The organism is Amycolatopsis sp. CA-211722, assembly GCF_056828465.1.
The window spans coordinates 5,112,127-5,128,762 of record NZ_CP184752.1; the positions used below are offsets into that span (position 1 = coordinate 5,112,127).

General features: G+C 69.3%; 17 protein-coding genes and 1 pseudogene. 11 read left to right on the forward strand and 7 right to left on the reverse strand.

Going from position 1 to position 16,636, the window contains the following annotated elements; genetic code table 11:
- Nucleotides 1–49 precede the first annotated feature (49 nt).
- The 7 genes from ACOCEP_RS24720 (at nt 50) to ACOCEP_RS24750 (ending at nt 8,107) form a co-directional block, all read left to right on the forward strand.
- Nucleotides 50–448, forward strand: coding sequence for a DUF948 domain-containing protein (locus ACOCEP_RS24720; RefSeq protein ID WP_007031187.1), 399 nt, complete (start codon nt 50–52; stop codon nt 446–448).
- On the forward strand, nt 445–753 hold the full coding sequence (locus ACOCEP_RS24725) for a hypothetical protein (protein ID WP_016333063.1): 309 nt from the start codon (nt 445–447) through the stop codon (nt 751–753). The genes ACOCEP_RS24720 and ACOCEP_RS24725 overlap by 4 nt, the downstream gene beginning before the upstream one ends.
- Before the next feature lie 91 nt (nt 754–844).
- Entirely contained in the window at nt 845–3,508 is a 2,664-nt protein-coding gene (gene alaS, locus ACOCEP_RS24730; RefSeq protein WP_482331376.1) for an alanine--tRNA ligase, read from the forward strand.
- On the forward strand, nt 3,501–4,004 hold the full coding sequence (gene ruvX, locus ACOCEP_RS24735) for a Holliday junction resolvase RuvX (RefSeq protein ID WP_482331377.1): 504 nt from the start codon (nt 3,501–3,503) through the stop codon (nt 4,002–4,004). Before alaS ends, ruvX begins: the two co-directional genes overlap by 8 nt.
- Before the next feature lie 344 nt (nt 4,005–4,348).
- Nucleotides 4,349–5,785: an endolytic transglycosylase MltG gene (gene mltG / locus ACOCEP_RS24740; RefSeq protein WP_482339812.1), complete on the forward strand. Its 1,437-nt coding sequence runs from the start codon at nt 4,349–4,351 to the stop codon at nt 5,783–5,785.
- On the forward strand, nt 5,775–6,629 hold the full coding sequence (locus tag ACOCEP_RS24745) for a shikimate dehydrogenase (RefSeq protein ID WP_482331378.1): 855 nt from the start codon (nt 5,775–5,777) through the stop codon (nt 6,627–6,629). Before mltG ends, ACOCEP_RS24745 begins: the two co-directional genes overlap by 11 nt.
- Before the next feature lie 218 nt (nt 6,630–6,847).
- The gene (locus tag ACOCEP_RS24750; protein ID WP_482331380.1) at nt 6,848–8,107 is read left to right on the forward strand and encodes a GrpB family protein; all 1,260 of its coding nucleotides are present in this window, start codon (nt 6,848–6,850) and stop codon (nt 8,105–8,107) included.
- A gap of 109 nt (nt 8,108–8,216) precedes the next feature.
- On the opposite strand, the gene ACOCEP_RS24755 is transcribed toward ACOCEP_RS24750, so the two are convergent.
- Together ACOCEP_RS24755 and ACOCEP_RS24760 are read right to left on the reverse strand one after the other, a co-directional pair.
- Complete coding sequence (locus tag ACOCEP_RS24755; protein ID WP_482331381.1) at nt 8,217–8,882, reverse strand: TetR/AcrR family transcriptional regulator; 666 nt, start codon at nt 8,880–8,882, stop codon at nt 8,217–8,219.
- A 17-nt stretch (nt 8,883–8,899) separates the two neighbouring features.
- Complete coding sequence (locus tag ACOCEP_RS24760) at nt 8,900–9,322, reverse strand: hypothetical protein (protein ID WP_482331382.1); 423 nt, start codon at nt 9,320–9,322, stop codon at nt 8,900–8,902.
- Nucleotides 9,323–9,461: 139 nt separating this feature from the next.
- Between ACOCEP_RS24760 and ACOCEP_RS24765 the strand changes: the two genes are divergently transcribed.
- The gene (locus tag ACOCEP_RS24765) at nt 9,462–10,661 is read left to right on the forward strand and encodes an endonuclease/exonuclease/phosphatase family protein (RefSeq protein WP_482331383.1); all 1,200 of its coding nucleotides are present in this window, start codon (nt 9,462–9,464) and stop codon (nt 10,659–10,661) included.
- Nucleotides 10,662–10,664: 3 nt separating this feature from the next.
- Here ACOCEP_RS24765 and ACOCEP_RS24770 read toward each other — a convergent pair whose 3' ends face one another.
- Entirely contained in the window at nt 10,665–11,324 is a 660-nt protein-coding gene (locus tag ACOCEP_RS24770) for a maleylpyruvate isomerase family mycothiol-dependent enzyme (protein WP_482331385.1), read from the reverse strand.
- 48 nt (nt 11,325–11,372) lie between these two features.
- On the opposite strand from ACOCEP_RS24770, the gene ACOCEP_RS24775 reads away from it, so the two are divergent.
- Nucleotides 11,373–12,314 carry a D-2-hydroxyacid dehydrogenase family protein gene (locus ACOCEP_RS24775; RefSeq protein WP_482331386.1) on the forward strand — a complete coding sequence of 314 codons (942 nt, stop codon included), beginning with the start codon at nt 11,373–11,375 and terminating at the stop codon, nt 12,312–12,314.
- 117 nt (nt 12,315–12,431) lie between these two features.
- Here ACOCEP_RS24775 and ACOCEP_RS24780 read toward each other — a convergent pair whose 3' ends face one another.
- From ACOCEP_RS24780 to ACOCEP_RS24795, 4 genes are read right to left on the reverse strand one after another with little or no spacing between them, the layout of a single operon-like run.
- Entirely contained in the window at nt 12,432–13,247 is an 816-nt protein-coding gene (locus ACOCEP_RS24780) for a serine hydrolase domain-containing protein (protein ID WP_482331387.1), read from the reverse strand.
- A 60-nt stretch (nt 13,248–13,307) separates the two neighbouring features.
- Nucleotides 13,308–13,574, reverse strand: coding sequence for an HPr family phosphocarrier protein (locus ACOCEP_RS24785; RefSeq protein WP_007031200.1), 267 nt, complete (start codon nt 13,572–13,574; stop codon nt 13,308–13,310).
- A gap of 40 nt (nt 13,575–13,614) precedes the next feature.
- The gene (locus ACOCEP_RS24790; protein WP_482331388.1) at nt 13,615–14,871 is read right to left on the reverse strand and encodes a PTS transporter subunit EIIC; all 1,257 of its coding nucleotides are present in this window, start codon (nt 14,869–14,871) and stop codon (nt 13,615–13,617) included.
- A complete protein-coding gene (locus ACOCEP_RS24795) occupies nt 14,868–15,656 on the reverse strand; it encodes a GntR family transcriptional regulator (RefSeq protein WP_192745282.1) in 789 nt (262 codons plus the stop codon). The genes ACOCEP_RS24790 and ACOCEP_RS24795 overlap by 4 nt, the downstream gene beginning before the upstream one ends.
- Before the next feature lie 224 nt (nt 15,657–15,880).
- On the opposite strand from ACOCEP_RS24795, the pseudogene ACOCEP_RS24800 reads away from it, so the two are divergent.
- Both ACOCEP_RS24800 and ACOCEP_RS24805 read left to right on the forward strand, forming a co-directional pair.
- A pseudogene (locus tag ACOCEP_RS24800) lies at nt 15,881–16,126 on the forward strand (PTS sugar transporter subunit IIB); the annotation flags it as partial.
- Nucleotides 16,123–16,578 carry a PTS sugar transporter subunit IIA gene (locus tag ACOCEP_RS24805; RefSeq protein ID WP_482331389.1) on the forward strand — a complete coding sequence of 152 codons (456 nt, stop codon included), beginning with the start codon at nt 16,123–16,125 and terminating at the stop codon, nt 16,576–16,578. The pseudogene ACOCEP_RS24800 and the gene ACOCEP_RS24805, both read left to right, overlap by 4 nt.
- Nucleotides 16,579–16,636 lie beyond the last annotated feature (58 nt).

A 16,636-nucleotide genomic window follows, 5' to 3' on the forward strand; every position in this document is an offset into this window, starting at 1 on the left:
CGCGGTAACCTCACGGGCACCAAAGACCGCAGACCCTTGAGGAGGGCCCGTGTCGGCAGGGCAGATCGCCGCGCTGATCGCCGCAGGAGCATTCGTCGTACTCGTCGTGCTGCTGGCGATCGTGCTGTTCAAGCTCGGCCGGACCCTGGACGAGGCCACGATCGCCATCCGCAAGGCGCACGAGAACACCGACCCGTTGCTGATCGGCGCGAACGAGACGATCACGCACGTCAACACGCAGCTGGAGCGGGTCGACGGCATCACCGCCAACGCGCAGGCCGTGTCCGGCAACGTGTCCGCGCTGTCCTCGGTGTTCACCGCGACGCTCGGCGGGCCGCTGGTGAAGACGGCCGCGCTGTCCTACGGCCTCAGCAAGGCCATCAAGGCGCGCCGGAAGAAAGCGGAAGCGAAGGCCTCTCGTCCGGCGAAGAAGCGGGGCCGCAAATGAAGCGCCTGTTCTGGCTCGGCGTCGGTGTGGTCGCCGGTGTCGCCCTGTCACGCAAAGCGACGGAAACCGCTCGCCAGGCCACGCCCGCGGGGTTAGCCTCGAACCTGGGCGACGCCGTGCGGGAACTCGCGGGCGCCGTCGGTTCGTTCGGCGCGGAGGTCCGCGCCGGGATGAGCGAACGGGAACAGGAGTTGCACGACATGGTGTCCGAACGGACCGGCTTGAGCACGGCCCCCGTGACCGAGGGCAGGCACGCGGCGTCGTCGCGGCGCCCGGTCCGGCGAGCTCGCCGGGCGGAGGGCTGATCCGGCCGCGTCCGGAAGCCCAGCCCTTCGCCGTTCCCGCCTGTCCGCATTCCCAGCGCCTTCGCGCGAGCCCGTATACAAGGACGATCCCGTGGAAACACACGAAATCACCCAGCGTTTTCTCAGCCATTTCGAGAACAAGGGACACACGCGCGTCCCCAGCGCGCCGCTGATCCTCGACGACCCGAACCTGCTGTTCGTCAACGCCGGCATGGTCCAGTTCAAGCCGTACTTCCTCGGCGAGGCCCCGCCGCCGTACCCGCGCGCGACCAGCGTCCAGAAGTGCGTCCGCACGCCGGACATCGACGAGGTCGGCAAGACCACCCGGCACAACACGTTCTTCCAGATGGCCGGGAACTTCTCCTTCGGCGACTACTTCAAGGAAGGCGCCATCGAGGCGGCCTGGGAGCTGATCACCAAGCCCCAGAGCGAAGGCGGCTACGGCCTCGACCCGAACCGCATCTGGGCGACCGTCTACGAGGACGACTCCGAGGCCGCGGGCCTGTGGAAGAAGCTCACCGGCCTGCCCGGCGAGCGCATCCAGTCCCGTGACGGCAAGGACAACTACTGGGACATGGGCGTGCCCGGTCCCGGTGGCCCCTGCTCGGAGATCTACTACGACCGCGGCCCGGACTACGGCCGCGAGGGCGGCCCGGTCGCCGACGAGGACCGCTACATCGAGATCTGGAACCTCGTCTTCATGCAGGACGTGCGGGGCGACAAGAGCCCGAAGCACGGCCACAAGCCGATCGGCGAGCTGCCGAAGAAGAACATCGACACCGGCATGGGGGTCGAGCGGGTCGCGACGATCCTCCAGGGCGTCGAGAACGTCTACGAGACCGACCTCGTCCGCCCGGTCATCGGTCGCGCCGAGGAGTTCTCCGGTCGCCGCTACGGCTCCGACCACACGGACGACGTCCGCTTCCGCGTCATCGCCGACCACGCCCGCACCGGCGTGCTGCTCATCGGCGACGGCGTCACCCCGGGCAACGACGGCCGCGGTTACGTGCTGCGCCGTCTGCTGCGCCGCATCATCCGCTCCGCGCGCCTGCTCGGCGTGCACGAGCCGGTGCTGCCCGCCTTCGCCGCGGTCGTCCGCGACACGATGGGCCCGACGTACCCCGAGCTGGTCTCCGGATTCGACCGCATCGAGGACGTCGTGCGCGTCGAGGAGGAGGCCTTCCTCTCCACGCTCACCAGCGGCTCGCGCATCTTCGACCTCGCGGCCGAGGAGACCAAGCGTTCCGGCGGCTCGCTGCTGGCCGGGGACAAGGCGTTCCAGCTGCACGACACCTACGGCTTCCCGATCGACCTGACGCTGGAGATGGCGTCCGAGCAGGGCCTGACCGTCGACGAAGAGGGCTTCCGCACGCTCATGAACGAGCAGCGGCAGCGCGCGAAGGCCGACGCGGCGTCGCGCAAGACCGGTCACGGCGACCTGTCCGAGTACCGCAAGGTATTGGAGCGCAACGGCGAGACCGAGTTCCTCGGCTACACCGACCTGCAGGCCGAGGCGAAGGTCGTCGCGCTGCTCGAAGACGGCGTGCCGGTCTCCAGCGTCGGCGCGGGCAAGAAGGCGGAGCTGGTCCTGGACCGCACGCCGTTCTACGCCGAGAGCGGTGGCCAGGTCGCCGACACCGGCGTGCTGCTCGGCGACGGCGTCGAGCTCAAGGTCCACGACGTGCAGAAGATCGTGCCGGGCCTATTCGTGCACCGCGTCGAGGTGCTCGACGGCGAGGTCGGCATCGGCAGTGCGCTGACCGGTTCGGTCGACCAGCACCGCCGCCTGTCGATCGAGCGGTCGCACTCCGCGACGCACCTGGTGCACGCCGCCGTGCGCGGCGCGTACGGCAAGCGCGCGGCGCAGGCCGGTTCGCTGAACTCGCCGGGCCGGATGCGCTTCGACTTCACCACCTCCGGCGGGGTGTCGGCCGACGTGCTGACCGAGGTCGAGGAGGAGGTCAACGACTACCTCCAGACCAACGTCGAGGTGAACACCTTCGTCACCACCAAGGACAAGGCCCTCGAACTGGGCGCGGTCGCGCTGTTCGGCGAGAAGTACGGCAACGACGTCCGCGTCGTCGACATGGGCGAGTACTCCCGCGAACTCTGCGGTGGCACCCACGTCGACCGCATCGGCCAGCTCGGCCTGGTGAAACTGGTGGGCGACTCGTCCATCGGTTCCGGCGTGCACCGCGTCGAGGCACTCGTCGGCACGGACGCGCTCAAGTACGTCCGCAAGGAGCAGTTGCTCGTCTCGCAGCTCGCGAACACCTTCAAGGTGCCCTCGGAGCAGCTGCCGTCGCGGATCGACGACGTGCTCACCCGGCTCAAGAACGCCGAGAAGGAGATCGAGCAGCTGCGCACCCAGCAGGTGCTCGGCTCGGCGGGCTCGCTCGCGGACAAGGCCGAGGACATCGGCGGCGTCGCGGTCGTGGCGGAGAAGCTCGGCGAGGGCGTCGACTCGAACGGTCTGCGCGCGCTGGCTTCGGACATCCGCGGCAGGCTCGGCGACCGTCCCGGCATCGTCGCGCTGTTCGCCCCGCAGGGCGAGAAGATCGCCTTCGTCGTCGCCACCACGAAGGCGGCACAGCAGAAGGGCATCGCGGCCGGCAAGCTCGTCCCGTCGTTCGCCGAGGCGATCGGCGGCCGTGGCGGCGGCAAGCCGGACATGGCGCAAGGCGGGGGCACCAACCCGGCCGGGGCCGGGCAGGCCATCGCCTCCCTGCGTGCGGCGGTCGCCCAGAGTGCCTGACGACGCCCCCCAGCGGCGCCCGGATCGACCAGGAGAGTCCGATCCGGGGCGCGGCAGGCGGCTTGGCGTGGATGTCGGATCCGTCCGGGTCGGGGTCGCGTTGAGCGATCCCGACCCCATCCTCGCGAGCCCTCTCGTTACCCTCACTCGCGACGCGGCGGGCGACAAGGACGTCGACCAGCTCGTCGGACTCGTCACGGAACACGACGTGGTCGAAGTCGTCGTCGGCTTGCCGAGGACGCTCAAGGACCGTCATGGCCCGGCGGCCGAAGCGGCGCTGGACTATGCCGAAAAGGTCGCCGCCAGGATCGCGCCGGTGCCGGTGCGACTGGCCGACGAGCGGTTGACCACGGTGACGGCATCCAGGATGCTGTCGCAGCGTGGGGTGAAGGGACGTAAGCAACGTGCCGTCGTCGATCAGGCGGCCGCGGTCGAGATCCTGCAGGCGTGGATCGACGCGGTAGCGGCACATCGCGCACGGAAGGGCGATACATGACCGAGCCCCACGGCCGGCCCGAGCGCCGTCAGGGCGGCAGACGACGGTTGCGGGAGCCTGAAGAGGCCACCCCACCGCCGGCACCGCCGCGTCGACGGCCCGAACCCCAGCCGACGGGACGAAGGCACGTCCGGCAGGAACCGCCCGAGCCGCCGGTACGGCGTCCGGCGGAAGAACCGCCGCGTGCCCGCCGGTCGCCGGAAGAGCCACCGCCGCGTGCCCGGCGCGCCGCCGACGGGCCGCCGCGCCCGGCCGCCCCGAGACGAGCGCCGGAACCCGCGGTCCCCCCACCGCCTCCCGCGCCGCAGCGGCGGTCCGCCCAGCCGGGTGACCGGGGTCTCGGCATGCCCGCGTACGCCCAGGACGAGGCACCGCCCCCCGGCCGCCGCAGGCGCCGCGAGGACGACGGCCCGCTCCCGGACGAGCGGCCGACCGACATCCTCCCCGCGATCCAGGAAGCGCCGATCGCCCGGCGTCCCGGCGCGAACCCCTCTTCGCCGCCCGAGGGCAGCGAAGAGGAATACAACGAGATCTTCGGTGACGACCCGTACGACGACTATGACGAGTACGACGACTACGAGGATTACGACGACGAGGACCGTGCCGAGCCGGAACGCATCGAGGACGAGCGCCCGGAACGTCAGGGCCCGCCGCCCAAGAAGCGCAAGAAGAAGCGCGCGCTGGGCTGGATCGCCGCGCTGACCGTGCTCGTCCTGCTCGCCGGTGGCGCCTACTACGGCTTCAACGAGATCTTCGGGTACGACGACTACGAAGGCGCCGGCGAGAGCGACGTCCTCGTCGCGGTGGAGAAGGGCGATTCGACGTCGGCGATCGGCAACCGGCTGCAGGCGGCCGGGGTGGTCGCCAGCGGCAAGGCGTTCGTGAAGGCGGGCGAGGACAACACCGCCGTCTCGAAGCTCCAGCAGGGCTACTACGTCATGAAGACGAAGATGTCCGGTGCCAGCGCGGTCGAGAAGATGCTCGCGCCCGCGACGAAGGTCGGCCAGGTCGAGATCCGGCCGTACACCCAGTTCCACGACATCACCCAGCCCGACGGCAAGGTGACGCCTGGGGTGTATTCGTTGCTGTCCAAGGCTTCCTGCGCCGATCTGAACGGCACGAGCACCTGTATCCCGGTCGAGGAACTCCGCAAGACGATCGAGACGGCGGATCTGGCGAAGCTGGGTGTCCCGTCGTGGGCCGTCGAGGCCGCCACGAACGCCGAGCACAAGGACCGGCGGCTCGAAGGGCTGATCGCCGCGGGCATCTACAACGTCAAGCCCGGGTGGACGGCCGAAGAGCTGCTCACGTTCGTCGTCAAGACCTCGGCGGAGCGCATCCTGAACGCCGGGCTGAGCGATCAGTCGAAGGGGGAGGGCAAGACCCCCTACGAGACGCTCGTCATCGCGTCGATCGTCGAACGCGAGGCGGTGAAGGCCGACTTCGGGAAGATCTCGCGGGTCATCTACAACCGGATCGACAAGAAGATGCGGCTCGAGATGGACTCGACGGTCAACTACGTCCTCGACCGGCCGACCCTGCTCACCAAACCCGAAGAACGGGAAAAAGCGGGCGCCTACAACACCTACAAGTCGGTCGGCCTGACCCCGACACCGATCGCGGTCGTGAGCGCGGAGGCGATCCAGGCCGCGTTGAAGCCGGCGGCCGGAGAGTGGCTGTTCTTCGTCAAGTGCGAGAAGAACGGGCTTTCCTGCTTCGCGGTGAACTTCGACGACCACCGGAAGAACCGAGACGACGCGGTGAGGCGAGGTGTCATCTAGCCGGAAGGCCGCGGTACTCGGGAAACCGGTCGAACACTCGCTCTCGCCCGTGCTGCACGGCGCCGCCTTCCGCGCGCTGGGGCTGGACGGCTGGACCTACGAGCGGGTCGAGATGGACGGTCCCGGGCTGCCCGGGTTCGTCGACGGCCTCGGCCCGGAGTGGACCGGGCTTTCGGTGACCATGCCCGGGAAACGGGCCGCGCTGGAGCACGCCGGCGAGGTCACGCCGCGCGCGGCGGCCGTCGGCGCGGCGAACACGTTGGTGCGCCGGGAAACCGGATGGCTCGCCGACTGCACCGACGTCGACGGGGTCACCGAGGCGCTGCGGATCGCGGGGGAGTACTCGCCCGGTGCCGACGACGCCGCTGTCGTCCTCGGTGCCGGCGGGACCGCGGCCGCGGCCGTCGTCGGGCTGGCGTCGCTCGGCGTGCGGACGGTGCGGCTCGTCGTGCGGGATCCCGCACGGGCGGCGGAAACGGTCGAGGCGGCTCAGCGGGCCGGGCTCGACGCCGAGGTCCTCCGCTGGGCGGACGCCGACTTCGGGAAACTCGCGGCCGATTCGGCGGTACTGGTGAACACCGTGCCCCCGGACGCCGTCCGGCCGCATCTGGCGGAGCTGTCCCGGATCGGTTGCGTCCTCGACGTCATCTACCACCCCTGGCCGACCGCGCTCGCCGAAGCGGTCGCGGAGCGGGGAGGGCGGCTCGCGACCGGGCTGGACATGTTGCTGCATCAGGCTTTCGGGCAGTCCGAGTACTTCACCGGACAGCCGGCGCCGCGGGCCGAGATGCGGGACGCGCTGCGCGAGGCGACCGGCGGCATTCTTTCTCTGCCGATCGGCTGACAAGATCGCCCGGGTTCGATAATCTGGCCGACTGCCTCGAGAGGGGCGTCGCGGCAACCAGGTGACCACCGCGCGCCCCTGGCCGAACGGTCCCGCGATCTCGGCGGCAGGGCGCTCTTGATGGGGGACGGGACGTCTTGTTCCTGCTCGCGCCCTGGCGACGCGATCGCGTCGCGCGCAGAACACGCGAAGAGTGCCGAGGAAGGAACAAGGGGTCGATGCCTAAACCCGATCGAGACGACTACACCGAAGAAGACATCAACAACTCGTGGGTCGATCAGCCGCCGGTACTGAATTCCACCGTCACGCTGGCCGAATACGACCCGGAGTGGCCCGAGCTGTTCGACCGGGAAGCGAAGCGCCTCAGGGGGATCCTTGGCGAGCGCGCGCTGGTCCTGGAACACGTCGGCTCCACGTCGGTGCCGGGGCTCTGCGCGAAACCGATCATCGACATCATGCTGATCGTCGCCGATTCGGACGACGAAGAAGCCTACGTGCCGCAGCTGGAGGCCGAGGGCTACCGGCTCGTCATCCGCGAGCCGGACTGGGAGAAGCATCGCTGCTTCAAAGGCCCGGACACGAACATCAATCTGCACGTCTACTCGCCGGACAACGGCCAGACCGAGCGCTACCGGCTCTTCCGTGACCGCCTGATCGCGCACGAGGACGAGCGGAAGCTCTACGAAGCGAAGAAACGCGAACTGGCGTCACGCACTTGGAAGTACATCCAGCAGTACGCCGACGCCAAGACCGAGGTGGTCGACGAGATCATCGAACGGGCGCGCGCCGCCCAGTACGACGGGTTCGCGCGGCTCTACGCGGCGCACGCCGAGACCAGCAGCACCAACGCTCATTACGACCGTCCCGCCATCGTGGAACTGGCCGGGGACGTGGCGGGCAAACGGGTGCTGGACGTCGGCAGCGCGGCGGGACACCTCAGCGCCCTGCTCGCCGCGAAGGGCGCGGACGTCCTCGGCGTCGACGCCAGCGAGGGCATGGTCGCCATCGCCAGGGAGAAGTTCGGGGACGTCGCTCGTTTCGAGGCGGCGGATGTTTCGCGGCCGATGCCGTTCCTCGAGGACGGCTCGATCGACGTCATCACGGCGTCGCTGGTGCTGCACTACCTGAAGGACTGGGCGCCGGCGCTGGCGGAGTTCCGGCGGGTGCTCGTACCGGGCGGGCTCCTGGTGTTCTCGGTGCACCATCCCGGTGAGGACTGGCGCTGGTTCGGCAAACGGAACTACTTCCAGCTCGAACTGCTGGAGGACGAGTTCCCGGCGGGCCAGCGGGTCCGGTTCTACCGGCGGCCGCTGAGCCGGACGTTCGACGCGGTGCGGGACGCCGGGTTCGCCGTCGACCGGCTGGTCGAGCCGATGCCGGACGAGGCGATCGCCGGATCGGATCCGAAGTGGTACGCGAAACTGCGGACCGAACCGCGGTTCCTGTACTTCCGGGCCGTCCGGGAGTCCCGCGTCTAGTCCTCTGAATGCGGCTCGTCCGGGATGCCGGAGGCGTCGCGAAAGCCACTTTCGGGACATCAGGCGTCGCGAAAGTGGCTTTCGCGACCTGGTCGCCGGGTCCCGTCGCTCAGCCGTCGTCCCGCTTCGAGAGGTCCCGGATCAGCGAGACGATCTCCCGGCTCACCGGCCGCAGCACCCGCAGCCGCGAAAGCCCCACCAGCCGCGCGATCAGCGGGACCGTCCGTTCCACCAGGATCCGGCTGCGTTTCTGCCCGGCGGACCGGTCGTGGACCCAGAACAGCACGACCCCCATCTGGTACAGCCACAGCAGATCGGGCAGGTCGGCACGCAGGTCCGGGTCGAGTTTGACGTCGGAATCGGCGATGACGTCGCGCATCAGCCCGACGGAGGCGTCCCGGGCGGGCGAAGACTCGTCGCTGAACGGGCTCAGGGGCGAGTCCGGGTCGGCGGCGTTGACGAAGAGCTGGGTGCCGAAGCGATGGTACGGCTCGGCGACGTCGAGCCAGGTGAGCAGGACGGTCCTGAGCCGGGCGCTGAAGTCCCGCTCACCTTCGATCGTCTCGCGCGCGGTCGTCAGGTGCGCGTTGGCGATCTCGTCGTAGAAACCTTGGATCAGCTGGTCTTTGGAGGCGAAGTAGTAGTAGGCGTTTCCCACCGACACGCCCGCTTCGGCGGCGATGGCCCGCATGGTCGTGCGGTCGTAGCCGTTCTCGGCGAACAGCCGCAACGCGGTCGCCACGATCAGTGACCTGGTTTCCTCACTCTTCGCCACCACTGCACGGTATCCGGTCAGGGCGCGGGGTGCGGAGCGGGCGCCGGGTAGCCCGGGTAGGGCGGCGGCACCGGGATGGGCCGCGCGGCCGCGTGGTTGAGGTGCTTGCGCCGGATGCCGTTGAACACCAGCACGTTCCCGACGTGCATCACGCCGAGCACGAGCGCGACGGTGCCGACCTTGACCGACAGCATCTCGAAGACGTCACGCGCGTCGAGCACGGTGTCGTCGCTGGTCAGGAACAGGGTCACGAAACCCAGGCTGACCAGGTAGAACCCGACGACGAGCAGTTGGTTGACCGAATGCGCCAGCGCTGGTTTGTCCTGGAAGACGTCTTCCAGGAACGTCTTGCCGTGCCTGCTCAGGGTGCGGGCGACCAGCACGGTCAGTGGGACGGCGATGACCAGGTAGAGCGCGTAGGCCACGACTACGGGTTGCATGGGGACCTCCTTTTGAACGTGTTCAAGAAGAACCGTAGCTCAGATTTTGAACGCGTTCAAGAGACGCTGTTCACCTGAAGCTCACCCCTGCGGCCGCACGGGGTGCGTAAGGTCGCACCGGACTCTGGGAGGTAAGACCGTGAAACGCATCGCCGCCGTGCTCACATCGGGCGCCTTGCTGGCCGGGACGCTGCTGGCCGCCACACCGGCGGAAGCCACCGTCGGGCAGAACATCCGCTTCGCGACGTACAACGCTTCGCTCAACCGCGGAGCCGCCGGTCAGCTGGTGACCGATCTTTCGCAGCCGGGCAACGCGCAGGCGGGCGAGGTCGCCGAGGTGATCCAGCGCAACCGGCCGGACGTGCTGCTGATCAACGAGTTCGACTACGTGCCCGGCAACCGCGCCGCGGACCTGTTCCGCGAGAACTACCTGATGCGCGGCCAGAACGGCGCCGCCCCGATCGACTACCCGTACGCCTTCACCGCGCCCTCGAACACCGGCGTCGCGACCGGTTTCGATCTCGACCGCAACGGCCAGGTCGGCGGCGGTAACGACGCGCACGGTTTCGGTCTCTTCGAGGGCCAGTACGGCATGCTCGTGCTGTCGAAGTACCCGATCGACACCAAGAGTGTGCGGACGTTCCAGAAGTTCCTCTGGAAGGACATGCCGGGCGCGCTGCTGCCCGACGACCCGGCCACCGCGGCGCCGAACGACTGGTACTCGCCGCAGGCGCTCGACGTGCTGCGCCTGTCGTCGAAGTCCCATTGGGACGTTCCGGTCCGGATCGGCCGCTCGACCGTGCACTTCCTGGCCTCGCATCCGACGCCGCCCACCTTCGACGGTCCCGAAGACCGCAACGGCACGCGCAACCACGACGAAATCCGCTTCTGGGCGGACTACGTGACCCCGGGCAAGGGCCGCTACATCCGCGACGACAGCGGCCGCCGCGGCGGGCTGGGCGCGCACGAGAAGTTCGTCGTCGCCGGCGACCAGAACTCCGACCCGCTCGACGGCGACAGCGTTCCCGGGGCCATCTCGCGGCTCCTGAACGCCCCGCGCGTCATCGAAACGCGGCCGGGCAGCGAAGGCGGTGTGCGGGCCGCGCAGGACCAGGCCGGCGCCAACATCGGTCAGAAGGGTGACCCGTACTTCGACACCGGCGACTTCAACGACAACGCGCCGGGGAACCTGCGGATCGACTACGTCCTGCCGTCGAAGGGCCTGTTCCCCTGGCGCGCCGAGGTCTTCTGGCCGCTGCCCGATTCACCGCTGGCGCGGCTCAACGACGCTTCGGACCACCACCTGGTGCGCGTCGACGTGTTCGTCCCGCGCTGGTAGCCCTCAGCGGGCGCCGAGCAGCGCGGCGCCCGGGCCGGTGAGCGTGGTCAGCCCGGCGCCGCGCCCGCTCACCGCCAGGAGCAGGTCGGCGAGCGGGCCCCGGACCTCTGTGGTGCCCGCTCCGCCGGACCATTCGGCGTCAGTGGCGATCAGCTTGAGGTCCTTGCAGCGCTTCTTGGCGCCCCAGAACGGGCTGACCAGCAGGTGCTCCAGCGCCGCGATCGCCGGCTTCTCCGGCATCGGACGGTCGATGCCGAGCGGGCGGGCGACGTCCTGGCCGTGGATGAGGACGTCGGCGAGCTCGTCGACGGGTTTGGCGCCGGGCGGGCGGCGGGCCGATCCGGCGTCCTCACGGATCTGGGCGACGAGCTCGGCCGGGGTGTACCGCGCGGCGTAGGCGATGGCCTGATCGGTGTTCATCCGATCCCAGTTGCCCCTGGCCTTCACGATGCCGGCGAGGGTGTCCTTGAGCCGGTTCCTGGTGGTCTGCGCGAGGTGGCCCGCCATCGCGTGGACCGTCCACTCCGTGCACAGGGTCTTCGCCGACCAGTCCCGCTCCGGGAGGCCCTCCAGCAGGTCCGCGAAGCTCCGCCGTTCGGTCTCGGTCCAGGCCAGGATCTCGCCGTCGTGCATCCCCGCTCCTCGTTCCCGGTCATGGATCACGGTGACCTCCCCAGGCACAGCGCCGGCGCCGACTCTAGCCTGGAAGGCATGAAGATCGCGATTCTCGACGACTACCAGGAAGTGGCGCTCGGTTTCGGGGACTGGGGCTCCCTCGGCGCCGAGATCGAGGTGTTCACGAAGCCGTTCGCGGACCCGGCCGACGTGGTGGGCCGCCTCCGGGACTTCGACGTCGTGGTCGCGATGCGCGAGCGCACCCGGTTTCCCGCCGAGGTCCTCGACCGGCTGCCCGCGCTCAAGCTGCTGGTGAGCACCGGGCACCGCAACGCCGCGATCGACGTGGCCGCCGCCCGGCGCAACGGCGTGGTCGTCTGTTCCACCGGGTACATCGCGGCCCCGGCGGCCGAGCACACCTGGGCGCTGATCCTCGCCGCCGCGCGGAACGTGCCGGTGGAGTCGCGGAACATGCGCGAGGGCGGCTGGCAGACCACCGTCGGCACGATCCTGTCCGGCAAGACCCTCGGGTTGCTCGGGCTCGGCAGGCTCGGCGCCGGCGCGGCCAGGATCGGCCAGGCGTTCGGCATGGAGACCATCGCCTGGAGCCAGAACCTGACCCAGGAGAAGGCCGATCCCCACGGCGTGACGGCGGTGTCGAAGGACGAACTGTTCGCCCGCGCGGACGTGCTGTCGATCCACCTGGTGCTCGGCCGCCGCAGCCGCGGGCTGGTCGGCGCGCCCGAACTCGCCGCGATGAAGCCGACGGCCATGCTGGTCAACACCTCGCGCGGGCCGATCGTGGACGAGGCCGCGCTGGTGGACGCCTTGCGCCGCAAGGAGATCGCGGTCGCCGCGCTGGACGTTTACGACGTCGAGCCGCTGCCCGCGGCGCATCCGCTGCGGACACTGGACAACGTCGTGCTCACCCCGCACATCGGCTACGTCACCCGGGAGGCTTACGAGATCTTCTACCGCGACGCGGTCGAGGACATCGCGGCCTTCCAGGCCGGTTCGCCGATTCGCGTCATGGAGTGAGGCCGCGCAGGGGGCAGGGTGTCGCGAAAGCCACTTTCGGGACATCAGGCGTCGCGAAAGTGGCTTTCGCGACATGAGCGGCGGGGCGGGCGAATCCGCGGGAAGCCGGAACGCCGCTCACGACCCCAGTTCGGCCAGTACGGCGTCGGTGTAGGGCGGCCACACCTCGGCCGCCCACGGGCCGAAGGCGCGGTCGGTGAGCGCGACACAGGCGGCGCCGGCGTCGGGATCGACCCAGAGGAACGTGCCGGACTGCCCGAAGTGGCCGAAGGTCCGCGGCGAGCTCGACGAACCTGTCCAATGTGGACTCTTTTCGCCGCGGATCTCGAAACCGAGTCCCCAGTCGTTCGGCTTCTGGTGGCCGAAGCCGGGGAGGACTCCGGAAAGCCCGGGGAAGACCACGGAGGTCGCCTCGCGCACCGTTTCGGCGGCGATGAGCTTCGGAGCCTGCAGCTCGGCGGCGAACGCGATCAGGTCGTCCACAGTGGACTCGGCACCCGAAGCGGGGGAGCCGGTCAGCTTGGTCGCCTTCATGCCCAGCGGCTGAAAGAGCGCTTCGGCCTGGTAGTCGGCGAAGGGGATGCCGGAGTGCTCGGTGAGCGCGTCGGCGAGCTGCTCGAACCCGGCGTTGGAGTACAGGCGCCGGTTGCCCGGCGCGGCCATCGGCTTGTGCTCGTTGAAGGCGAGGCCCGAGGTGTGCGCGAGCAGATGCCGGATCGTGGAGCCCTCCGGCCCAGCGGGTGTGTCGAGCTCGACGACGCCTTCTTCGATGGCGATCAACGCGGCGTAGGCGGTGAGCGGCTTGGTCACCGACGCGAGCCGGTACACCTTCGTCGTGTCGCCGTGCGTGCCCAGCACGTCACCGGCGGCGGTCACCACGGCCGTGGCGGCGTTGTCCACCGGCCACTGTTCGATCCTGCGCACGCTGTCCATGCCCCACACCCTACGAAGCCCGGGCCGGTCGGGGCGGCCCGGGCTTCGCAGCGGTCGGGATCAGGCGTCGAGGTCGGTCGCCACCAGCTCGGCGATGGCGTCGACGGCCGCCTCGGCCCCTTCGCCCTCGGCACTGATGATGACCTCGTCGCCGTAACCGGCGGCGAGCGTCATCAGGTTCAGCACGCTGCCGGCCGCGACCGGGTCACCGCCCGCCTTGGCGATGTGCACCGCGACGGGCTGCGCCGCGGCCGCCTTGGCGACCGTCGCCGCGGGCCTGGCGTGCAGACCCACCTTGCTGGCCACGGTGACGCGTTTCTCCGGCATGTTCTTTCCCTTTCGTGCCTTCGGTTCTACTGAGCTGAAACTACTTGACGGGCTTCGCCGCGGTGGCCTCGAGATCCGCCTCGATGGCGTCGTCCTCGCGGCCGGGGGTCCGCAGGTTCCACTTCTTGATCACGAAACGGAAGATCACGTAGTAGACGACCGCGTAGGCGAGGCCGATCGGGATGAGCAACCAGACGTTGCTGCTCGCCGCCGGGAGACCGCTGTTGAGCGCGAAGTCGATCGCACCGGCCGAGAAGCCGAAGCCGAGGTGGATGTCGAGCGCGTTCACCAGTGCCATCGAGGTACCAGTCAGGAGCGCGTGGATCAGGTACAGCGGCCACGCGACGAACATGAACGAGAACTCGATCGGCTCGGTGATACCGGTCAGGAACGAGGTCAGCGCGCCGGCGATCATCACGCCGCCGACGATCTTCTTCTGGCTGGGCTTCGCGCTCTGCCAGATCGCCAGCGCCGCGGCGGGGATGGCGAACATGAAGATCGGGAAGAACCCGGTCATGAAGGCGCCGCGGGTGGCGTCGCCGTTGAAGAACTCGGTCAGGTCACCGCCGTCGAAGATGAACCACACCGGCACGTTCAGCAGCTGGTGCAGACCGACCGGGATCAGCAGGCGGTTCAGCACACCGTAGATACCGCCACCGACGACCGGGGCACCGGTGACCGCCTCGCCCGCGGCCTGGATGCCTTCGTTGACCCAGTGGAAGACCAGGCCGAAGGGCACCGCGAGGAGCATCAGCGTCACGGCGGTGATGATCGGCACGAACCGGCGGCCGCCGAAGAAGGCCAGGTACGGCGGCAGCTTGATGCGGTAGAACTTCTGCCACAGCAAGGCGGTGACGAGGCCGACGATCACACCGGCCAGCACGCTGTAGGACCACTTCATCGGGTTGAGCATCAGGCCGGCGGGCTTCTCGGGGTTCCAGCCCGGCAGTTCGGAGAACGGCGTGAACACCTGGAGGACGCTGGTGAACACGAAGAAGCCGACCACGGCGGCCAGCGCGGTCGCGCCGTCGCTCTTCCGGGCGAAGCCGACGGCGATACCCACCGCGAACAGGAGCGGCAGCCAGTTGAACAGCGAGTTGCCTGCCGCGCCGAGGACTTCGGCGACCTTGTCCCAGCCGAGGCCGTCCTTGCCGAGCAGGTCGGGCTGACCGAACCTGTTCAGGAGCGCGGCGGCGGGCAGGGCGGCGATGGGGAGCATGAGGCTGCGGCCGAAGCGCTGAAGCCCGGCCAGTCCCTTGCCCTTGCCCTTCGCCCCCTCCGCGGTGGTGGAGCTCATCGGGTACCTCCGTAGTGAGGATGATGACCGGAATCCGGGGTGTTCCGGTCCAGCTGCATGGTGACCTGGTAGTGATCGCCCCGGTACCAGGAAGTCATGTCTTCGATCGGTTCCCCGTTGACGCTGGAGACCCGGCGGAAGACAAGGAGCGGACTGCCGGCGCGCATGCCGAGCAGGCGTGCCGTTTCGCGGTCCGCGGATTCGGCCCAGACCGTCTGCCACGCGTGGTCCGGGCGCAGGTCGTACGACTGGGCGAGTTGGACGTACAACGATCGGGTGAGATCGAGGTCGAGCAGGCCGGGCATCCGGCCCGCGTGATACCAGCCACGTTCGACCGCGAGCGGCACCCCGTCGGCACGGCGGAGCCGGACGATCCGGTGTGCCGGAGTCCCGGCGGCCAGGCCGAGCGCGTGCGCCGAGGGGGCGGGCGGGACCTCGGTGGCGGTCTTGACGACCTCCGTGGTCGGGGTCATCCCGCGGCGGCGCATGTCCTCGGTGAAGGACATCAGGTAGAGCTGCAGTTCCATCCGCCTCGCGGCGGTGAACGTCCCCTTGCCGCGCACCCGCGACAGGAGCCCTTCTTCGACCAGCTTGCCGATCGCCGAGCGGACCGTGAGCCTCGACACCTGGTAGGTCTCGGCGAGGTCACGTTCCGAGGGGATCGGCGAGCCGGGGGGTAGCTCACGCTCCACCGTGCGGCGCAGAATCTCCCGCAGCTGGGCGTGCTTGGGCGTCGGTCCGTTGATCACACGGTCGGACGGCGGCAGCTGCGCCGAAGCGCTCATGACGGTCACCGTCCTTTCGGGCCGGTCGGTCGGGGAACCCGTACTCGCATCTGGTCCGGAAGATTGGTACGTTCCGGTCTAGACCAATGATCCGATGGGGCAGGATGCTCCGTCGCACGAGCGGGTGTCAACCACCGTTACGCGTTCGTGGCCAGGGATCGGGTGCGAGTCGGCGAACGGCGTAGTACAGCTGGTTCGCATGTGGGAAACCGACAGGGAACAGGGAGACCGCGATGGCGGATGACAGGGCGGAAAAGATCCTCGCGGGGCTCGGCGGTGCCGAGAACGTCATCGAGGTCGAGGGATGCATCACCCGGCTCCGTTGTGAGCTCGAAGACATGAGCCTGCTCGACGAACCGGCGTTGAAGGCCGCCGGCGCGATGGGCGTCGTGCGCATGGGGGCCGGTGTCCAGGTCATCGTGGGCCCCGAGGCCGACAACATCGCCAGTGAGATCGAGGATCTGCTGTGAGTCTCGAGATCCTCAGCCCGGTGAGCGGTAGGACGACCGCTATGACCGAAGTGCCCGATCCGGTCTTCGCGCAGGCGATGGTCGGCCCCGGCATCGCGGTCCTGCCCTCGGGCGGGCGCCAGGACGCGGTCGCCCCGGTGGACGGGACGGTCGTCACACTGCACCCGCACGCGTTCGTGGTGGCCACCGAGGACGGCCGCGGCGTGCTGGTCCACCTGGGGATCGACACGGTGAAGCAGAAGGGCGAGGGGTTCACCCTCCACGTCGTCAAGGGCGAGGCCGTCCGCGCCGGGCAGCCGGTCGTCGGCTGGGACCCGGACGCGGTCAAGTCCGCGGGCTACTCGCCGATCGTGCCCGTGGTGGCGCTCGACGCGAAGGCCGAGGTCCTCTCCGGACTGCTCACCGGCGGCGACGTCGAGGCGGGCGACCCGATTTTCACCTGGGACAGCTGAAAGCACACGCGAGAAGGGTCTCTTTAGGACGGAACTTCCGTCCTGAAGGGACCCTTCT

Bases quoted from the DNA above. Each gene is read 5' to 3' on its own strand.
- ACOCEP_RS24790 (WP_482331388.1), bottom strand. From the start codon at position 14,871: ATGAGCTCCACCACCGCGGAGGGGGCGAAGGGCAAGGGCAAGGGACTG.
- ACOCEP_RS24780 (WP_482331387.1), bottom strand. From the start codon at position 13,247: ATGGACAGCGTGCGCAGGATCGAACAGTGGCCGGTGGACAACGCCGCC.
- ACOCEP_RS24785 (WP_007031200.1), bottom strand. From the start codon at position 13,574: ATGCCGGAGAAACGCGTCACCGTGGCCAGCAAGGTGGGTCTGCACGCC.
- ACOCEP_RS24775 (WP_482331386.1), top strand. From the start codon at position 11,373: ATGAAGATCGCGATTCTCGACGACTACCAGGAAGTGGCGCTCGGTTTC.
- ACOCEP_RS24760 (WP_482331382.1), bottom strand. From the start codon at position 9,322: ATGCAACCCGTAGTCGTGGCCTACGCGCTCTACCTGGTCATCGCCGTC.
- ACOCEP_RS24795 (WP_192745282.1), bottom strand. From the start codon at position 15,656: ATGAGCGCTTCGGCGCAGCTGCCGCCGTCCGACCGTGTGATCAACGGA.
- mltG (WP_482339812.1), top strand. From the start codon at position 4,349: ATGCCCGCGTACGCCCAGGACGAGGCACCGCCCCCCGGCCGCCGCAGG.
- ACOCEP_RS24725 (WP_016333063.1), top strand. From the start codon at position 445: ATGAAGCGCCTGTTCTGGCTCGGCGTCGGTGTGGTCGCCGGTGTCGCC.
- ACOCEP_RS24750 (WP_482331380.1), top strand. From the start codon at position 6,848: ATGCCTAAACCCGATCGAGACGACTACACCGAAGAAGACATCAACAAC.